This window comes from Neisseria sp. 74A18, assembly GCF_001308005.1.
Classification (GTDB): domain Bacteria; phylum Pseudomonadota; class Gammaproteobacteria; order Burkholderiales; family Neisseriaceae; genus Neisseria; species Neisseria dumasiana.
Genome location: NZ_LGZA01000012.1, coordinates 24,378 through 43,605, shown reverse-complemented (window position 1 = coordinate 43,605; position 19,228 = coordinate 24,378). Strand labels below are relative to the sequence as shown.

The 19,228-nt window shown below is 53.7% G+C and carries 20 protein-coding genes; 9 read left to right on the top strand and 11 right to left on the bottom strand.

Annotated features, from left to right (window positions below):
* Positions 1-45: 45 nt before the first annotated feature.
* Positions 46-636, bottom strand: coding sequence for a LemA family protein (locus AKG43_RS05510; RefSeq protein ID WP_054599566.1), 591 nt, complete (start codon positions 634-636; stop codon positions 46-48).
* Between the two features lie 358 nt (positions 637-994).
* Here AKG43_RS05510 and rfbD point away from each other — a divergent pair, with 358 nt between their 5' ends.
* Together rfbD and AKG43_RS13250 are read left to right on the top strand one after the other, a co-directional pair.
* The gene (rfbD, locus tag AKG43_RS05505; RefSeq protein ID WP_054599565.1) at positions 995-1,858 is read left to right on the top strand and encodes a dTDP-4-dehydrorhamnose reductase; all 864 of its coding nucleotides are present in this window, start codon (positions 995-997) and stop codon (positions 1,856-1,858) included.
* 89 nt (positions 1,859-1,947) lie between these two features.
* Positions 1,948-2,154 (top strand): lipoprotein signal peptidase, encoded by a 207-nt coding sequence (locus AKG43_RS13250; RefSeq protein WP_082402992.1) that lies wholly within the window; start codon positions 1,948-1,950, stop codon positions 2,152-2,154.
* Between the two features lie 17 nt (positions 2,155-2,171).
* Here AKG43_RS13250 and mtgA read toward each other — a convergent pair whose 3' ends face one another.
* Together mtgA and aroE are read right to left on the bottom strand one after the other, a co-directional pair.
* Positions 2,172-2,858, bottom strand: coding sequence for a monofunctional biosynthetic peptidoglycan transglycosylase (mtgA, locus tag AKG43_RS05500; protein ID WP_054599564.1), 687 nt, complete (start codon positions 2,856-2,858; stop codon positions 2,172-2,174).
* A 1-nt stretch (position 2,859) separates the two neighbouring features.
* On the bottom strand, positions 2,860-3,681 hold the full coding sequence (gene aroE, locus AKG43_RS05495) for a shikimate dehydrogenase (protein ID WP_054599563.1): 822 nt from the start codon (positions 3,679-3,681) through the stop codon (positions 2,860-2,862).
* Between the two features lie 301 nt (positions 3,682-3,982).
* Between aroE and glnA the strand changes: the two genes are divergently transcribed.
* Positions 3,983-5,401: a type I glutamate--ammonia ligase gene (gene glnA, locus AKG43_RS05490; protein WP_054599562.1), complete on the top strand. Its 1,419-nt coding sequence runs from the start codon at positions 3,983-3,985 to the stop codon at positions 5,399-5,401.
* Positions 5,402-5,559: 158 nt separating this feature from the next.
* Here the strand turns inward: glnA and AKG43_RS05485 are convergent, their stop codons facing one another.
* Positions 5,560-7,212: a glycosyltransferase family 39 protein gene (locus tag AKG43_RS05485; RefSeq protein WP_054599561.1), complete on the bottom strand. Its 1,653-nt coding sequence runs from the start codon at positions 7,210-7,212 to the stop codon at positions 5,560-5,562.
* A 233-nt stretch (positions 7,213-7,445) separates the two neighbouring features.
* On the opposite strand from AKG43_RS05485, the gene AKG43_RS05480 reads away from it, so the two are divergent.
* Positions 7,446-9,224, top strand: coding sequence for an extracellular solute-binding protein (locus AKG43_RS05480; RefSeq protein WP_054599560.1), 1,779 nt, complete (start codon positions 7,446-7,448; stop codon positions 9,222-9,224).
* Positions 9,202-9,387: a lipoprotein signal peptidase gene (locus tag AKG43_RS13245; protein WP_082402991.1), complete on the top strand. Its 186-nt coding sequence runs from the start codon at positions 9,202-9,204 to the stop codon at positions 9,385-9,387. The genes AKG43_RS05480 and AKG43_RS13245 overlap by 23 nt, the downstream gene beginning before the upstream one ends.
* A gap of 143 nt (positions 9,388-9,530) precedes the next feature.
* On the opposite strand, the gene fabF is transcribed toward AKG43_RS13245, so the two are convergent.
* From fabF to AKG43_RS05465, 3 genes are all read right to left on the bottom strand, one after another.
* Complete coding sequence (fabF, locus tag AKG43_RS05475; protein ID WP_054599559.1) at positions 9,531-10,778, bottom strand: beta-ketoacyl-ACP synthase II; 1,248 nt, start codon at positions 10,776-10,778, stop codon at positions 9,531-9,533.
* 171 nt (positions 10,779-10,949) lie between these two features.
* The gene (gene acpP / locus AKG43_RS05470) at positions 10,950-11,186 is read right to left on the bottom strand and encodes an acyl carrier protein (RefSeq protein ID WP_054599558.1); all 237 of its coding nucleotides are present in this window, start codon (positions 11,184-11,186) and stop codon (positions 10,950-10,952) included.
* A gap of 309 nt (positions 11,187-11,495) precedes the next feature.
* On the bottom strand, positions 11,496-13,526 hold the full coding sequence (locus AKG43_RS05465) for a prolyl oligopeptidase family protein (RefSeq protein WP_369799568.1): 2,031 nt from the start codon (positions 13,524-13,526) through the stop codon (positions 11,496-11,498).
* 199 nt (positions 13,527-13,725) lie between these two features.
* Between AKG43_RS05465 and AKG43_RS05460 the strand changes: the two genes are divergently transcribed.
* The 4 genes from AKG43_RS05460 (at position 13,726) to ptsP (ending at position 16,800) form a co-directional block, all read left to right on the top strand.
* Positions 13,726-14,289, top strand: coding sequence for a hypoxanthine-guanine phosphoribosyltransferase (locus tag AKG43_RS05460; RefSeq protein ID WP_054599556.1), 564 nt, complete (start codon positions 13,726-13,728; stop codon positions 14,287-14,289).
* Between the two features lie 63 nt (positions 14,290-14,352).
* Positions 14,353-14,772, top strand: coding sequence for a PTS sugar transporter subunit IIA (locus AKG43_RS05455; protein ID WP_054599555.1), 420 nt, complete (start codon positions 14,353-14,355; stop codon positions 14,770-14,772).
* Positions 14,766-15,035 (top strand): HPr family phosphocarrier protein, encoded by a 270-nt coding sequence (locus AKG43_RS05450; protein ID WP_054599554.1) that lies wholly within the window; start codon positions 14,766-14,768, stop codon positions 15,033-15,035. The genes AKG43_RS05455 and AKG43_RS05450 overlap by 7 nt, the downstream gene beginning before the upstream one ends.
* Before the next feature lies 1 nt (position 15,036).
* Positions 15,037-16,800 (top strand): phosphoenolpyruvate--protein phosphotransferase, encoded by a 1,764-nt coding sequence (gene ptsP, locus AKG43_RS05445; RefSeq protein ID WP_054599553.1) that lies wholly within the window; start codon positions 15,037-15,039, stop codon positions 16,798-16,800.
* A gap of 181 nt (positions 16,801-16,981) precedes the next feature.
* Here the strand turns inward: ptsP and AKG43_RS05440 are convergent, their stop codons facing one another.
* From AKG43_RS05440 to AKG43_RS05425, 4 genes are all read right to left on the bottom strand, one after another.
* Positions 16,982-17,464, bottom strand: coding sequence for a hypothetical protein (locus AKG43_RS05440; protein WP_054599552.1), 483 nt, complete (start codon positions 17,462-17,464; stop codon positions 16,982-16,984).
* Complete coding sequence (locus AKG43_RS05435) at positions 17,461-17,937, bottom strand: ImmA/IrrE family metallo-endopeptidase (RefSeq protein ID WP_054599551.1); 477 nt, start codon at positions 17,935-17,937, stop codon at positions 17,461-17,463. Before AKG43_RS05435 ends, AKG43_RS05440 begins: the two co-directional genes overlap by 4 nt.
* A gap of 189 nt (positions 17,938-18,126) precedes the next feature.
* Entirely contained in the window at positions 18,127-18,579 is a 453-nt protein-coding gene (locus AKG43_RS05430; RefSeq protein WP_054599550.1) for a universal stress protein, read from the bottom strand.
* A gap of 373 nt (positions 18,580-18,952) precedes the next feature.
* Positions 18,953-19,222: an oxidative damage protection protein gene (locus AKG43_RS05425; protein ID WP_054599549.1), complete on the bottom strand. Its 270-nt coding sequence runs from the start codon at positions 19,220-19,222 to the stop codon at positions 18,953-18,955.
* Positions 19,223-19,228: the final 6 nt, after the last annotated feature.

Sequence of the window (19,228 nt, the reverse complement as noted above, 5' to 3'; positions counted from 1 at the left end):
CCTCACGCTTCAACAGAGGCCGTCTGAAAGCATCAGCTTCGAACATTAAAACTCTACTTTCGGCGAAGTAGAAACCGCTTTTTCGTTTTCAACCGTAAACTGCGGACGCGCTTTCATGCCGAAAATCATCGCCGTGATGTTTTGCGGGAACTGGCGCAAAGTCGTGTTGTAGGTTTGCACCGATTTGATGTAGTTGTTGCGCGCCAAAGTCACGCGGTTTTCAGTGCCTTCGAGCTGCGCCTGCAAGTCGCGGAAGTTTTGGTCGGCTTTCAGTTGCGGATAGTTTTCAGACACCACCAGCAGGCGGGATAACGCGCTGCTCAATTCGCCTTGCGCTTGGACGTATTGCTTCATTTTTTCTTCGTTGGTGGCATCTTCCGCCGTCATCTGAATACTGCCGACCTTACTGCGCGCTTCGGTTACATCGGTCAGCACTTTTTCCTCATGCTTGGCGTAACCTTTTACGGTATTGACCAGATTAGGAATCAAATCGGCACGGCGCTGATATTGGTTGAGCACCTCAGACCAAGCCGCATTGGCCGCTTCGTCCTGCGTCTGCATGGTGTTATAGCCGCAGCCGCTCAAAGAAAACAGGGATGTGAATACAGCCAAAACGGCCAGCCATTTTTTCAACATAAAGATTACTCCGTGATTAATCGTCAATATCGCTTTCAGACGGCCTCAACCCCAAAAGAAAAAGCAAGAAACATGCCGTCTGAAATCCGCCCGACAGTATAACCAAAACCCTTCCTGTCAAACGTAAAGTTAAGACAAACGGTATCAGCATTGTTTCCCTAAGCTTATGCCGAAATTACAATTCCTTACATTTTAAACGGCTAACCCATTGCTCCCGCAAAACGCCGAAGCCGCAGCCGCTACACTACATACGCTTTCAGACGGCCCGAAACTTGCTTTATAATAATCCGCGCAGCAACGCATCCGCCGCTCAAACCATACGTCCATAACAAGGAAAACCCTCAAAGGAACTGTTCTCATGAGAATTCTGCTTACCGGCTCCAAAGGCCAGCTCGGCCGCTGCTTCAAAGACCGCCTCCCCGAAAACTGGGAGCTGATTGCCGCCGACTCCGCCACGCTCGACATTACCGACGCCGAAGCCGTGCTGAACATGGTTAAGAGCTTCCAACCCGACGCCGTGGTCAACACCGCCGCCTACACAGCCGTAGATAAAGCCGAAAAAGAGCGTGCCAAAGCCTTTGCCGTTAACGGCAGCGCCGTCCACAACCTTGCCGCCGCCGCCCGCGCCGTTAAAGCACGCTTTCTCCACATTTCCACCGACTATGTTTTCGACGGCAAAAGCAAAACCCCCTACACCGAAACCGCCCCGCCCGACCCCGCCGGCGCTTACGGCAAATCGAAACTCTCCGGCGAATTTCTCGCCTTGGCCGCCAACCCCGACAGCCTGATTATCCGCACCGCATGGGTATTTAGCGAATATGGCAGCAATTTCGTCAAAACCATTCTCAACCAAGCCGCCGCACAGCCCGAAATAACGGTTGTCAACGACCAAACCGGCTGCCCCACTTATGCGGGCGACTTGGCGCAAACCATGATCAACATACTCGATATGGACGCTTTCCCGCGCGGCATATACCACTACTGCGGCAGCACCCCCGTGAACCGTTTGGAATTTGCCGAACAGATTCTTCAAACGGCCTCCAATGTCCGCAGCGGGTTTACCGCCCCCGTTTTAAAAGCCGAAAGCGGCAACAGCGCCGAACCGCCCTTCCGCCCCGAATACAGCGTGCTCGACTGCAATAAAATCCGTAGCGGACTGGGCATCAACGCACCGGATTGGCAAAAATCGCTGGCCGACGTGGTTGCCAAGCTCAATCATTAAGCCGCCGAAACCGCCCATAACACATCAGGCCGTCTGAAACCCTATATTTCAGACGGCCTGATTCATTTCGATCGGGCAACTTATTCGTTATGTTGGGCAAGCGCAAATATAGCGTGAGACCTTTGCAAAACCCCCATCTGCGGCGCATTTCTGCGTTGTGCGCTGCTCGCTCGTTTGCCTATCTATATGATATGTCTGCACTCGCTGTGCTGCTACGCCTTGAACTGCATCCACATCTGGGGGTTTTGCAAAGGTCTCAGCGTATGTACTTGTTATTAAATTGCTTGATTAATTAAGAGCAAACTGTTCTGCTTCACTCCGTATCCGGCAATTCCGCCGAACCCATGCGCCGCAAAATAATATTCGTTTTCGCACGCAATGCTCTGTCGCGCGGGTTTTCGGCGTAATACAGCGGGCGCGGCACGCGGGCGGCCAGTTGCGCGGCCTGCTGTTTGGTCAGCTTGGCTGCCGGCTTCTTATAAAAATGTTGCGACGCGGCTTCCGCCCCGAAAATACCGTAGCCCCATTCGATGGAGTTCAAATACAGCTCGAAAATGCGGTCTTTATCGGTGGTGGCTTCCATCATCGCCGTAATCGCTGCCTCTTCCGCCTTGCGCCAATAGCTGCGGCTCTCGTTTAAAAACAGGTTCTTAGCCAACTGTTGGCTGATGGTCGAACCGCCGCCGCGGATTCTGCCGCTGCGCTGGTTGCGTTTGATGGCGTTGCGGATGCCGCTCCAATCAAAACCGCCGTGAGCGGCAAATTTGGCATCTTCCGAGGCAATCAGGGCTTTTTTAAGATTGATGGAAATTTGGTCGTAAGGCACCCAACGGTAATCCAGCTCCACGTCTTTGCCCTTATCGCGGAAATCGCTCATGCGCATACTCATAAACGCGGTTTTGTGCGGCGCCACGGCGCGGTAGGTAATGATGTTGCCGTACACATAGGCGTTAAACAGAATAAAGGCGGCAAAAGGCAGCGCAATCAGCCATTTAATCATTTCAGACGGCCTCTTTCATATATCGGATAACGGGCTTGATGTCCGGCTCGAAACCCCGCCACAAGGCATAAGCACACGCCGCCTGCCCCACCAACATGCCCAAGCCGTCGGCTGTTTTCTTTGCACCCGAACGGCGGGCGAAGTTCAGAAACGCCTGCGCGCCTTCGCCGTACACCATATCGTAGGCAAGTTCGCACGCGCCGAACACGCCCGCTTCTACATCGGGAATGCTGCCGCTCAAACCGCCCGACGTGCCATTGATAACAATATCGAAGTGATGATGCGGCAAAGCGTCCAACGGGGCCGTCTGAATGCCGAAACGCGCCGCCAACTCTTCCGCTTTGGCCGGTGTGCGGTTGGCAACGGTAACGGCGGCGGGCTGCCGCGCCAACAGCACGGGAATCACGCCGCGCACGGCTCCGCCCGCGCCCAAAATCAGAATCCGTTTGCCCGCAACCGCCACTTCCTGCGCCTGAAGAATATCGTTGACCAAGCCTGCGCCGTCGGTGTTGTCGCCGCGAAAACGCCCGCCGCCCAACGGAATTACCGTATTCACTGCACCCGCCGCCTGCGCCCGTTCGGAATGCTCGTCCACCCAATCGTAAGCATCGGTTTTAAACGGCACGGTTACATTCGCCCCCTGCCCGCCTTCGGCAAAAAAACGTGCCGCCGCCTCGGCAAACGCACCCGGTTCGGCCAAAATACGTTCATATTCAATCTGCACGCCTTCCTGCGCGGCAAACTGCTGATGGATTTGCGGCGATTTACTGTGTGCAATCGGGTTGCCGAACACGGCATAACGGGGCTTGGTGCTGTTCATCATAAAAACCTGCTGTGGAATAACCGACGTATTATATAGTGAAACCCACACCCTGCCGCATCCGTATCGCTTGTGCTGCAAAACCTTACAAATTGTTGACAATCTATACCCGCTAAACTTATATTTAACCGTCCTAGGCCGTCTGAAAAACACCTCGCCGAAACCGCGGCAAGGCAGATTTATTTTTACGCTGCCGCCTTTTTCAGGCTTGCTTATGGCACAATACGCCCATACCCGATTTGCGCTCCGCGCACTCCCAATCCGGCACGTTTTCATCTTCCCTATTCCCCAGCAGGAGCTTTATATGTCTGTTAAAGATGTTGTCAAACTGATTGAAGAAAACGAAATACGTTTCGTTGATTTGCGCTTTACCGATACCAAAGGCAAACAGCACCACTTCACGATTCCCTCGCGCGTTGTTTTGGACGACCCCGAAGAATGGTTTGAAAACGGCCAAGCTTTCGACGGCTCGTCTATCGGCGGCTGGAAAGGTATACAGGCTTCCGACATGCAGCTGCGCCCCGACGCATCCACCGCCTACATCGACCCTTTCTACGACGATGCCACCCTCGTTTTGACCTGCGACGTAATCGACCCTGCCAACGGTCAAGGCTACGACCGCGACCCTCGCTCCATCGCCCGCCGCGCCGAAGCCTACCTGAAATCTTCAGGCATCGGCGATACCGCGTTCTTCGGCCCCGAGCCTGAATTTTTCGTGTTCGACGGCATTGAATTTGAAACCCACATGCACAAAGCGCGTTTCGAAATCACTTCCGAAAGCGGCGCATGGAGCAGCGGCAAACACCTCGACGGCCAAAACACCGGCCACCGCCCCTTCGTGAAAGGCGGCTACGCCCCCGTTGCCCCCGTAGATGCCGGCCAAGACCTGCGTTCGGCCATGGTGAACGTGCTCGAAGAAATCGGCATCCCCGTTGAAGTGCACCACTCCGAAGTCGGCACCGGCACGCAAATGGAAATCGGCACCAAATTCAGTACCCTGCTGAAACGCGCCGACTGGACGCAAAACATGAAATACGTCATTCTCAACGTCGCCCACAACTTCGGCAAAACCGCCACCTTTATGCCCAAACCGCTGATGGGCGACAACGGCAGCGGTATGCACGTTCACCAATCCATTTGGAAAGACGGCCAAAACCTGTTTGCGGGCGACGGTTATGCTGGTTTGTCCGACACCGCCCTGTATTACATCGGCGGCATCATCAAACACGCCAAAGCCCTGAATGCGATTACCAACCCCTCCACCAACTCCTACAAGCGTTTGGTACCGCACTTTGAAGCACCGACCAAACTGGCTTATTCAGCCAAAAACCGTTCCGCTTCCATCCGCATTCCGTCGGTGAACAGCAGCAAAGCCCGCCGCATCGAAGCGCGCTTCCCCGACCCGACCGCCAACCCCTATTTGTGCTTCGCGGCTTTGCTGATGGCGGGTTTGGACGGCATTCAAAACAAAATCCACCCGGGCGACCCTGCCGATAAAAACCTCTACGACCTGCCGCCCGAAGAAGACGCATTGGTGCCGACCGTGTGCGCTTCGCTCGAAGAAGCTTTGGAGGCATTGAAAGCCGACCACGAATTTCTGCTGCGCGGCGGCGTGTTCAGCAAAGACTGGATCGACAGCTACATCGCGTTTAAATCGGAAGACGTGAAACGCATCCGCATGGCACCGCATCCGCTGGAATTTGAAATGTATTATTCGCTGTAATACCGATACTAAAACACCCCGAGCCGCCATGGTTCGGGGTGTTTTTTGTTGTAGCAACATAGATCATGCTTGATCAACAGGCAACTCACTTGAGGCCGTCTGAAAAACACTATCAGTTTTTCAGACGGCCTCAACATTCAACAACCCTGCCCCGATTGCTATTCCGCTTTTTGGAGCAAGGCAAAACCTTCCTGCTTATTACGCGGCCGCGCACCTTCCCAAATCAGGTTCCAACCGGTAGGCGCGGCGCTGCCTTTGGGCTGTTGCACCAAACGGTAACGGCAGCTCGGATGATCGGTTTGCAGCGGCAGCGTGCCGTATTGCCGCCACACGATACGGGCGGTTTCAGCGCTGCCGTCCACGCCGATACATTGGCTGCCCTCGGAAACCGATTGCGCCAAGCCCGCAGGCAGTGCGGCTTCCATCTGCTTCACCACCGGCGCATGGCTTTTGGCTGCATCAAGCCACGGCAGAAACAGCGTCATCATCAATGCCCACACCAGCGTAACCCCTGCCGCCCAGTTGGTTACGGCTTGGCGGCCGCGGATATGGCGGCGGGTAATCGCCCACAACCACACAGGCGTAAACAAAACTGCCACCACCATCGGCATAATGTCGATATCGGGCGTGTAATACGGGCTGAAATATTGCGAACGCTCCGCCAGTTTTTCCGGCCAGCCGTAATTCATGGCAAAAAAGCCTATCCACAGAAACACCGCAAACAGGCCGAAAGCCATAATGCCGAACCAATTGATAAACGCCGCCGCACCGCGGCGCAACGCGTCCAGCTTCGCCGCTCCGAGCAAAGCCAGCGGCGGCAGCAGCCAAATCAGGTGATTGGCGTTGCGGTGCGGATTCAGTGCAAGCAGAACCAGCATCACTGCCAGCCATGCTACTGCAAGCACGCCCCACTTTTCAGACGCGAGTTTGGTGCGCGTTGCCGTCCACACCGCCAAAGGCCACGCAGGGAAAGCGAACCACAGCAGGTTTTTCAGAAAATACGGCAGCGAAAAGGCCGTCTGAAAATGCCCGATTCCACCGAACGGGCCGAATATATATTGACCCGTCCACAATCGGAACGCCTCCATATCGGTTTTCGACAAGGCAAACAGATGCACCGCCATCAGCGGCAGCGCAAAACACAACGCGCCAACCAAAGTCAGGTAATAACGCTTAAACCGCCACAACGGGCTAACAGGCAAGGCCAGAGCCAACATCATCAGCGCAATGGGCAGCAGCAAACCGGCCGATGTAAACAGCAACGCCCAGCCGCCACCAAGCAGCAGCGATGCCATAATCACGCGCGTCTGCACCAAAGCGAAGCCATACAAGCACATACCGAGCGCGGCAAACACCACGGCATAGCCGCCGAGGAAGTGCGCCATCGTTACCAAGCCCGCACAGCCGATCAGAATCAATGCCACGCTGCGCCCCTGATGTCGGCCCAAAAAGCGGAACCCCGCCTTGCCGCAGCACACCAGCCCGACTACGGTAAACAGCACGCTGGCGAAACGCGAAGCGGAATAAGCATCGGCCACATGCGGCGAGAGCAGTTTTTGAAACCATGCCGACACCCAAACATACACGGGCGAAATATCGAAATAAGGTTTGCCGAGTACCTCGGGCAGCCAAGTTTTGCCACCGTTGGCAAATGCTTCGACAGCGGTAAACACCGCCGGCTCGGCAGGGTTCCACAAATCACGCGAAAAAATGCCCGGCCACAGCCACGCAAAAGCCAACAGCAGCAACAGCCACGGTTTTTCTCGAGAAGCAGCGGGAGAACGGGATTCGGGCGGAGTGTAGGTCAACATGGGAAAACAAACGAAAAATAAATTGCGCTAAGTGTAACAAATTACCGCACCGGCTTGTAAACCGAATACGGGCGGCACGTTCCGACAACAAGGTTTCAGGCAGGACAAGGCCGTCTGAAAGCAGGTTTTCAGACGGCTTTATCCTGCTTTTCTCACAGCAAACAGGCAAGCGGTTAAGTTGGCAGGCCATATCCGCTACAATACCGCTTCATCACCACTCGCCCTTTTCCGTTATGAAATCCCTGTTTGCCTTATTGCTGCTTCTGCCCGCCGCCTACGTTTCCGCCGCACACGGTTTGGCATTGGGTCAGCCCGTACTCCATCCCGCCGGTTTCCAATCGTTTCACTATGTGAACCCCAACGCCCCCAAAGGCGGCACGTTTACCATGCCCCTGCCCGGCGGATTCGACACGCTCAACCCGTTTACCCTCAAGGGCGACCACGAATCGGGCATCACCACACTCACGCTCGATACCCTGCTCGAAAAAGGCATGGACGAACCCTTTGCCATGTACGGCCTGTTAGCGGAAGACGTGTCGCTCGCTTCAGACGGCCTCTCCGTTACCTTCAAACTCCACCCCAAAGCCCGCTTCCACAACGGCGACCCCGTGCTGGCCAAAGATGTGGCCGCTTCGTTTAACACATTGGTCAAAGACCCCGCCGCCGCACCGATGTATAAATTCTACTGGGCAGACGTCGCGCGCGTAGATACCCCCGATGCCCGCACCGCAGTATTCCGCTTCAAAAAGCGCAACGCCGAACTGCATTTGATTTTGGGCCAGCTGCCCGTGTTTTCACACAAAAGCTACCCTAAAGGATTGGCTGCCGCCCCCAACACCCCGCCCATCGGCTCCGGCCCCTACCGCATCGGCAAAACCGAAAACGGCCGCTTGAGCGAGTTTGTGCGCGACAAACACTACTGGGCGCAAAACCTGCCCACACGCAAAGGCCGGTATAATTTCGACACCGTGCGCTTCAAATACTACAAAGACGAAAGCGTGCGGCTCGAAGGCATCAAAGGCGGCCAATACGACTTCATGCAGGAAAACGTCGCCCGCAACTGGACGCGCGGCTATTCCGATGCCGTCTTAAACAAACGCAACCTGAGCAAACACGAGTGGAAGCAAAACAACACCATCGGCATGCAGGGTTTCGTGATGAACCTGCGCCGCAAACCTTTCGACAACATCCTCGTGCGGCGCGCACTGATAGAAAGTTTCGACTTTGAAAGCGTCAACGTGCGTATGTTTTACGGCGCATACCGCCGCAGCAACAGCTTCTTTACCAACGGCGAAACCGCCGCCCGCGGCAAACCCGAAGGCGCAGAACTCGCCCTGCTGGAGAAAGTACGCCCGCACCTGCCCGCCGCAGTATTCGACCAAAACGTGCCCGAACCTCCGGTTACCGACCCCGTATTAGGCGTACGCCCCAACCTGCTCAAAGCCCGCGCACTGTTGGAAAAAGCAGGCTACCGCTACCATCAAGGCGTATTGAAAGACGCGCAAGGCAAGCCGCTGGTGATCGAATTTCTCTCCCCCAGCAAAACCTACGAACGCATTACCGCCAAATGGCAGCGCGACTTGGCCAAAATCGGCATCCGCATGAACGTGCGCTTGGCCGACCCGTCTGTATTTCAAAAACGTATGAACGATTTTGATTTCGACATGACCATCGTGGTTTACGCCAACAGCGAAAGCCCCGGCAACGAACAAGCCAACTATTTCAGCTGCGCCGCCGCCCAAACCAAAGGCAGCCAAAACTGGGCGGGCGTCTGCCATCCCGCCGTAGAAGCCTTGTTAAAACATTTCGAACACTTCGAAAGCCGTGCCGAACTCGTAGCCGCTTCCCGCGCACTCGACCGCGTGATGCGCCACCAATACATCATCGTACCCAACTGGTACAGCGACAGACACCGCGTGGTTTATCGCGATCATTTCAAAGTGCCCGAACGCCATCCCAAATACTACCAAGCGATAGAATGGGCGTTAACTGCCGGCTGGATACAGCGCTGACACAAAAGCAGGCCGAGACCTTTGCCCCCATCTGCGGCGCATTTCTGCGTTGCGCGCTGCTCGCTCGTTTGCCTATCTATACGATATGTCTGCACTCGCTGTGCTGCTACGCCTTGAACGGCATCCACATCTGAGGGTTTTGCGAAGGTCTCTGGCCGTCTGAAAATTCCGTTTGTTGAGTTTTGGCGAAACTTACAAACCTTACTTTCAGACGGCATCAAACTTGTTCAGGCTTTTATCTGAATGGTGCAAAAATTCAGGCCGTCTGAAATGATTTCAGACGGCCTGAGCGTTTGATAAAAGTTTTTAGTCTGTAAATTTCTTGAATACCAAAGTGCCGTTGGTACCGCCGAAACCGAACGAGTTGGAAATCGCCACGTCGATTTTCAGATCGCGGGCTTCGTTGGCGCAGTAATCCAAATCACAGCCTGATTCAACGTCTTGCTCGAAAATATTGATGGTCGGCGGAGATTTTTGGTTGTGCACCGCCAACACGCTGTACACCGCCTCCACACCGCCGGCCGCACCCAGCAAGTGGCCGGTCATCGACTTGGTGGAGTTCACCACCACTTTGTAGGCATGGTCGCCCAGAGCCAGTTTCAAGGCGTTGGTTTCGTTGGCATCGCCCAACGGAGTGGACGTGCCGTGGGCATTCACATAATCTACGTCGGTAGGGTTCAAACCGGCATCTTTCAGCGCACGGGTAACCGCCAGTGCCGGGCCTTCTACGTTAGGCGCGGTAATGTGGAAGGCATCGGAACTCATGCCGAAACCGACCAGCTCGGCATAAATTTTGGCACCGCGTTTTTTGGCGTGCTCCAATTCTTCCAACACCAAAATACCGGCACCTTCGCCCATCACGAAACCGTCGCGGCCTTTGTCCCACGGACGTGAAGCGGTAGCGGGGTCGTCGTTGCGGGTTGAAAGGGCTTTCATGGCCGCAAAGCCGCCCATGCCGAGCGTACAAACCGCGCCTTCGGCACCGCCTGCAATCATCACGTCGGCATCGCCGTATTTAATCATGCGGGCGGAATCGCCGATGGAGTGGGCACCGGTGGTACAGGCGGAAACCATGCCGTAGCTGGGGCCGCGGTAGCCTTTGAGAATGGTAACGTGGCCTGCGATCAGGTTGATCAGCGAACCGGGGATAAAGAAGGGGTTGATTTTGCGGGCACCGGTTTCCATCACGCTTTTGCCGGTAGCCTCGATGCTGGGCAAACCGCCGATGCCCGAACCGATGTTCACGCCGATGCGGTCTTTATTGAGACCTTCTACATCGTCCAAGCCCGAATCGGCAATGGCCTGCAAGGCGGCGGCTATGCCGTAATGAATAAATACGTCCATGCGGCGGGCTTCTTTGGGGCTGATGAATTCGCCGATGTCGAAGCCTTTTACTTCGCCTGCAATTTGGCAGCTGATATCGGATGCGTCGAAACGGGTAATGGTACCGATACCGCTTTTCCCGGCCAAGAGGTTGCTCCAGGCTGCGGCAATGTCGTTGCCTACGGGCGACACCTGCCCCAAACCTGTGATGACGACTCTTCGCTGACTCATAATGTTCTCGCTTTATGGGGTTAGACGTCTGCCGCCCGCTGTCGAAACGGAGGCAGGCCGTCTGAAACCGTGTTTATAAAAGTTTATAAAAGTCTGATAAGGCAAAAAGCCTCTGTTGGCAGGCAAAGCCGCAGCAGAGGCTGATTCATTTTATACCAGCGCAATCGGAAATTAGGCGCTGTGTGATTGGATGTAGTCGATAGCCAGTTGCACGGTAGTGATTTTTTCGGCTTCTTCGTCGGGGATTTCGCAACCGAAAGCTTCTTCCAGAGCCATTACCAATTCAACGGTATCCAAAGAGTCTGCACCCAGGTCGTCTTGGAAAGAAGATTCGTTTTTTACTTCGGCTTCGTTAACGCCCAGTTGTTCGGCAACAATTTTCTTAACTTGTTGTTCAATGTTTGACATGTCGGTCGGTCCTTATATGCCTTACGGCGGTTTTGAAAAAATTAAACTCGGTCGGATTGTACCGAATACTTTTAGAGTTTTCTATCGAAAAATGCAGCCTTGTGCATGTGTTTTAAACTGCATGGTGTTAGGCGGCATATTAGCATAGGCTTATTTTGAATCACAAGAGCCTTTTGGTTTCTGTTTAATTTCATTTATTTAGAATGCCGAACCTTGCAGTTTTCCGCTGGAAACACGCTGTTTTGCAAGATATGGGCATAGCGGTTTATACCGGGCGTGTTTGTTGCGAAACCGTTGTTTTCATACGGCCTATTGCTTTTTCTCTTGGTGCCGTGCCGTTCCGATGTAACGGTTTAGGAAGGCGAGAATGCAGGCAAATTCGGTTACGGATGCTTCCTGCGTGGTATTGCCGGTGTGCCCGCCGGAATCACCTGCATACAGCCATGCGGATGCGCCGTTTTGCTTGAGTTTGGCGTAAAACTTGAGGGCATGGGCGGGGTGGACGCGGTCGTCGCTTAGGCTGGTGGTTATCAGGGCGGGCGGATAAGGGCGGCCGTCTGAAAGATTGTGATAGGGCGATAACTGCGTTAAGGCCGTCTGAAAAGCCGGGTCTTCGGGGTGGCCGTATTCATCAACCCAGCTTGAGCCTGCAGAGAGATAGGGGTAACGCAGCATGTCGGTTAAGGGCATTTCGCATACCATCGCTCCGAAGGCTTGGGGTTGGCGCACGAAGGCGGAGGCGACAATCAGGCCGCCGTTGCTGCCGCCTTGCAAGCCGATATGTTTGGGCGAACTGAGTGCGCGGCGGGTTAAGTCGTCGGTTACGGCAAGCAAGTCGTCCACGCTTTTGTGTTTGTTTGTGCCTTGCGCAGCTTGATGCCAGCTTGGGCCGAACTCGCCGCCGCCGCGCACGTTAGCCAGCACGAAGGCATTGCCGCGCTCGAGCCAGTATTTGCCGATGGTGCCCATGTAGTGCGGCAGTTCGGGCACGGCAAAACCGCCGTACACATAAACGATGGTGGGCGTATCCGGCGTGCTGTTTTTGCCGACATGGTAATAAGGTATGCGGGTGCCGTCGGCGGATTGGGCGTGGAATTGGCGCACTTGGATGCCGTCGGCCTTAAACTGCACGGGCTGACGGCGCACGACGACGAGTTCCATCACGTTGAGGTCGAGTGCAAACAGGGTTAGCGGGGTGGTGAAATCGCTGGTCGCTATATAGATAACGTCGCCGCCCCACGGCTGGTCGGACAATTCCAACGCGCCTTGCGGCAGATTGGGCAGGGTGACTTCGTGCCAGAGGCCGTCTGAAAAACGCCATGCTTTCAGACGGCCTGATACGTTGTCGAGCAGGCTGGCGACAACGAAACGTTTGGTAGTTTCAACACTTTCCAGCGCTTGTGTTTCGTTTGGTGCGAACAGCAGTTGCGCCGCGCCGAGCGTGCCTTTGTTGAGTTTTACCGCCACCAAGCTGCCGGCGGGATAGCTTTGGTTGGCGCGCTTCCACTCGCTGCGCAAGTGCAGCAAGAGCTGTCCGGCGAGATAGCCGGAAAGTTCGCAGTCGGCAGGCAGGTTCAGCGGCAGGGTTTCGCCGTCGGCCCCCACTTGCAGATAGGTTTTGGTATAGAAGCCGTCTGAAGATTCGATTAGGTCGATCGGCGCGCCTTGGGCATCGAGGTAACGCCATGCGCTGACCATCATGCCGTCTGAATCCATGCGGTAAACGGGTGTGCTTTCTTCAAAGCTTTGGCCGCGTTCTACCAACCACACTTCGCGCGGATAGCCCGCTTGGGTGGTTTGGCGTTCGTCCCACGCGGGGCAAACCCACACGCTGTTTTCGTCGCGCCAAGAAATGTGGTTTTTGCCGGCGGGAAAGTGGAAGCCGCCTTCGACGATTTTGCCGGCATCCAAATCAAATTCGAGCGTGTAGGCCGTATCGCCGCCCGCACGGCTTAAGTTGAGCAAAACCATATTGGGCTTTTCGACATAATGCGATACGCCTCCGAGATACACGTCGTCGCCGAGAATGTCGTCGAAATCGGCCACGGAAAAGATATTGTGCCAATCGGGATAGCCGGAACGGTAAGATGCCGCCGTACACACCTGATACACGCCTTTAGGGTATTCGTCGTCTTGATGGAAGTGATACATGCGGGCGCGGTGTTCTTGGCAAAACGCAATCTGGCGCGGGTCTTGCAACTGCTTCACCATATCGGCCACGGTGCGCGCGAAGGCTTCGCCATCGGTAAATTGTGCTTGGGTTTCGGCATGGGCATCGGCCGCGAATTGCTGCGTGGCGGCGGAATCGAGGTCTTCCAGATAAAGATAAGGGTCGTGCATGGTGGGCAGGCCGTCTGAAAAAAATCGGCATTATAGTCAAATATTTCAGCCTTCACTATGCCCGCGCCCCGTCGTTTCAGACGGCCTCTGCACCGCCTGCCCGTTCTGCCGGGCAAAAAACCGCATCCGGTAATATTGAGTGGTTTTTCAAGGCTTACTATATAATACGGTTTTGACTACTCTGTTTTAGAATGACCTTATGGACATTGAAACCAAACGCCTGCACACACAATCCATGCTCGATAACGCCGAAATCCTGTTCGGCGAAGACGCCTGCCGCCGCGAACTTTTGCGCCTGGCCGGAGAAATCACCGAAGACTTGGGCGGCAAATATCCGCTGATTCTGCCTGTGATGGGCGGTGCCGTAGTATTTACCGGCCAGCTTCTGCCGCTGCTGCACTTTCCGCTGGATTTCGACTATGTGCACGTTTCCCGCTACGGCGACAAACTCAAGGGCGGCAATTTCAACTGGTTGCGCGCGCCCCAAGAAAGCGTGGCCGGCCGCCATGTGCTGATTCTCGACGACATTCTCGACGAAGGGCACACCATGGCCGCCATCAAACAGCAGGTATTGGATTTAGGCGCCGCATCCTGCTCCACCGCCGTTTTCGCCAACAAACTGATCGACAAAGAAAAACCGATTGCCGCCGACTATATCGGCATCAACGTACCCAACCGCTATGTGTTCGGTTACGGCATGGATGCCGCAGGCGCATGGCGCAATCTGGGCGCGGTTTACGCCTTGCGCGATACACAAGAATAAAACCGCACAGGCCGTCTGAACCGCTTTTCAGACGGCCTGCCCACCGCTTCAACAGGAACACACATGATAGGCCTACTGATTATTACCCACGAAGCCATAGGTGAAGCCTACCAAAGCCTTGCCCGCCACTTCTTTTTCGGCCAAACGCCCGAAAACATCCGCATTCTCGGCGTACACACCGACGAAGACCACGAAAGCATCATCAACCGCGCCCAACAGATGGTGGCAGACCTGCACTGCGTAGAAGGCGTGCTGATCATGACCGACATTTTCGGCGCCACCCCCTGCAACGCCGCCCGCCAACTGGTCGAAAGCGGCAAAACCGCCATGCTCACCGGCCTGAACGCGCCTATGATGATTAAAGCAGCCAACTACTCGCCCACGGCCACCGACTTGGCCGCATTTGCCCGCTCCGTGAAAGAGGCCGCCATCAGCGGCATTATCGACATCACCGAACCGCCCGAAGGATTACCCGTATGCTGAAACAGTCAGTCGAAATCATCAACAAACTCGGCCTGCACGCCCGCGCCTCCAGCAAATTCACCCAAACCGCCGGCCAGTTCCAAAGCGAAGTATGGGTCAGCCGCAACGGCAAACGCGTCAACGGCAAAAGCATCATGGGCTTAATGATGCTGGCCGCCGCCAAAGGCACGGTTGTCGAACTGGAAACCGACGGTGCCGACGAAGCCGCCGCCATGCAGGCATTGGTCGATTTGATTAACGACTATTTCGGCGAAGGCGAATGATATGTCTATCGTATTGCACGGCGTAAGCGCAGGCAAAGGCATCGCCATCGGCCGCGCCCACCTGATTACACGCGGCATGAACGAAGTGCCGCAATATGATTTGGACGAAACGGAAGTGGCAGCGGAAACCGCACGCTTCGATGCTGCCGTCAAAGCCACCCGCAAAGAACTCGAACAGCTGCGCAGCGCCATTCCCGAAAACGCCCCCACCGAATTGGGTGCGTTTATTTCGCTGCACCTGATGCTGCTTACCGATGTAACCCTTTCACGCGAACCCGTCGATATTATCGAAGAGCAGCACATCAATGCCGAATGGGCATTGAAACTGCAAACCGACAAACTGGCCGCCCAATTCGACGAAATCGACGATGCCTACCTGCGCGCCCGCAAACAAGACATGCTGCAAGTCGTGGAACGCATCCACAACAATCTGGCCGGCCAAGGCAACGAACTTACCCTCGACACAGACCTGCTTGAAGACACCGTGCTGGTAGCAAACGACATTTCCCCCGCCGACACCGTATTTTTCAAAGAACAGCGCGTTACCGCCTTCGTTACCGATGCCGGCGGCTCCACCAGCCATACCGCCATTCTCGGCCGCAGTCTCAACATTCCTTCCGTTATCGGCCTGCACAACGCCCGCAAACTCATCAGCGAAAACGAATGGGTGGTGGTAGACGGCATCAACGGCATTCTCATCATCAACCCCGATGAAACCGTGCTGGCCGAATACCGCGCACGCGCACGCGAATACCGCGCACGCACCCGCGAACTGAACAAAATCAAAAAAACCGCCGCCACCACCGAAGACGGTGTCAATATCGAACTGCTCGCCAATATCGAATCGGCCGACGACATCAAATCGGTACACAACATGGGTGCCGACGGCGTCGGCCTGTTCCGCAGCGAATTTCTCTATCTCAACCGCGACACCATGCCGTCTGAAGACGAGCAATACGAGGTATACAGCCATTTCGTCAAAAAACTCAAAGGCAAAAGCCTGACCATCCGCACCGTAGATTTGGGCGTAGACAAAAACCCGCGCTGGTTCGGCCAAAACGGCACGCCCAACGGCAGCACCAACCCCGCACTCGGTCTGACCGGCATCCGCCTGTGCTTGGCCGAACCCGTGATGTTCCGCACCCAAATGCGCGCCATCCTCCGCGCCGCCGTGCACGGCCCCGTTAAAATGATGTGGCCGATGATCACCTCTATCACCGAACTCAAACAATGCCTGATTCACCTCGAAACCGCCCAAAGGCAGCTTAGCGAGCGCGACGAACCTTTCGGCGAAATATCGGTCGGCTGCATGATCGAAATCCCTTCTGCGGCACTCACCGTCGGCAGTCTGCTCAAGCACGTCGATTTTATTTCCATCGGCACCAACGACCTGATCCAATACACTTTATCGGTTGACCGCGGCGACGATGCCGTCAGCTACCTTTACCAACCCGCACACCCCGCGGTGCTCAAACTCATCCAGCACGTCATCCGCACCGCCAACCGCATGGGCAAAACCGTGTCGGTGTGCGGCGAAATGGCCGGCGACACCACCTTCACCCGCCTGCTGCTCGGCATGGGCTTACGCCGTTTTTCCATGAACACCAACAACCTGCTGTCGGTAAAAGACATCGTTTTGCACAGCAACACCATGGATTTGGAAAACGAAACCGCCCGCCTGATGCGCAACGAAGACCCTGAAAAAGTCGAAAAACTTCTGAAAAACATGAATAAAGAAGAAGAGCCGGAAAGCCCTGCCAAATAAACGCCAACCGTAACTGCTCAACTGTTTCAAGCTATCCGAAAAATACATAACACAGAGAACATAATAAAAAGAAACGGGTAAATACAAAGTATCTACCCGTTTTCTATATCTAAATAGTTTAAAATATTCTAATTAATCAAAATCTTAAACATAAAAAGCATAATATTAATGCTCAATCGACTTAACCTGCTTTAGTCTTAACTAGGTCAATTAAAGCCTTACCCAACTCATTTAACATATTCAAAATCGGAATATTGCTGGAATCATCGTGGCTGTTTTTCCCAAAATCACGCTCATTGGCAGTAAAGCTAATGCTTCGCACCATGAGAGTAATAACCGCAGTAGGGGGAGCAATCAAAATCAATAGAATATGCCACAAACTACCTGCAGATTCTAAAGCTTCACTAATCTGGTTATCAGCATTACTCACAAAAAGAATTATCTTGCAAACAAAATACATAGAAACCCCTAGGAGTGAAAGGGAAAACACCCCAGCAACGCACATAATCCAAACAAATGTTTTCTTGCGTTGCTCTTCCCTGTTGTTAACCAAACTTTTAAAAGTATCTTCTTTTGGTTTTGGTATAGCATCACCTGCCGATGCTTCTTCTTCCGAAAGATCAGTACCAACTGCAGCAGATATGGTGTTTTCTTCTGTTCTCATAAGTAACCCAAGTTGTTTAAACGAAACTCCATGGCAGCTCCGGAAACATTAAATTTTTTTGCTAACTCGCCAACCGTAAAATTTGACTGGCGTACAAAATAATCAATAGCACTTTCCGGCATCAGCAACTCTGCTGCAAACTGGTTAGCTTCATATTCACGGTAATCAGTTGTATATGAATTAAAATTGGCGGCGTTATCACGGAAAGCCTTACCGTGATTCAAGACAAAATGACCAAGTTCGTGTGCCAAGGTAAAACGCTGGCGAACTAAAGCATCTGTACTACGAACCATGCAGATAGGCTGACCGTTAATTATATCAAAGCTACCTGAAATATCATCTTCCATCGAACCCAAATATCGAGCATAACGAACAACTACCCCCATATTACGAGCAATTTGCTCAACATTAACAGGAATATTAAAACCCCAATATTTGTCCAAAACATCACGTGCAAACTTAGCAGGTCTCATGCTGGACTCCTTAATAACTTAATACTTGTATGCAAAAATTAGGACAATTTAGCTACTTATCAACATAAAGCAATTGAATTAAAAATAAAATTTGAGTTAAGTATGATTAAATTTTTAACATATTTAAACAAACTTCCCGTCTATTATAACCAAATCTAATCCTAGTTTCCTAGTTACCCAAACAAACCGTTAATCCTCATCTTTATGGCGTACCAGCAGCACCGGAATATCCGACTTACGCACTACGCCTTCGGCAACCGACCCCATCAGCAAGTGCATCAAACCCGAAAAGCCGTGCGTTCCCATCGCAATCAAGTCGCAACGCTCTATGCCGGCCTGCTCAATCAGCAGATCGGCAATCTTATCGCCCGCACTTTCCATAATCAGGGCATCATGCTCCACGCTCAGCCCGTCCAGCTCTTGCTTGGCACGCTCCAATACTTTCACCCCCGCTTCTTCCACCGCCTTGCGCACGGCAGCGGCATCGGTGTATCCCGGCGCACCCCAATTGAATTGACCCAAGTCCACCACATGCACAGCCAACACGACTGCACCAAGCTGCTTGGCCAGTTTGCCCGCTTCTTTCAAAGCATACAAAGAAGCCGTACTGTCATCTACGGGGACCATAATACGTTGATACATCGCTAACCTCCTCAGATTGTGGAAAAACGCTGTTGTTTTGCGGCATGAAACCTTTATAACATACAGACCTGCGCCAAGCATTTAAGTTGCGCCGTTTTTGCTTTATTTATTGTTTTGTATCAAATCTGCAAAAGTCTGTTCAAACCTGCTTTCCAAGCGGTTTTTCAAAGCAGGGCAACCTGAAACTTTGCGCCAAAATACAGGGAAGTGCCGGGCCCAGCAGAGCGAGCGCAGACATATCATATAGCCAAGCACACAGCGCAAAAATCCGCAGGCAAATAGGTTTTTATAAAAGTTTCAGGCCGTCTGAATACAACAAAAGCCGTACCGAACATACGTTCAGACGGCCTTTCGGATACTTCTGCCGCAAACATTATTCTTGCGGCACATAACCCTGCACTTGATCGGCACCCTCGCCGAAAAAATAGTTTTCCATCTGCTGCGCCAAATACTCGCGCGCGCGCGGGTCGGCCAAGCTCAAACGGTTTTCATTAATCAACATCGTTTGATGGCGCGTCCAAGCGTCCCACGCTTCTTGCGACACATTTTCAAAAATACGCTTACCCAAAGCATTGGGCAGCGGCGCAAATTTCATACCGGGGGCTTCCTTGCCCAACTTGATGCAGTGAACCATACGGGTCATATCGGT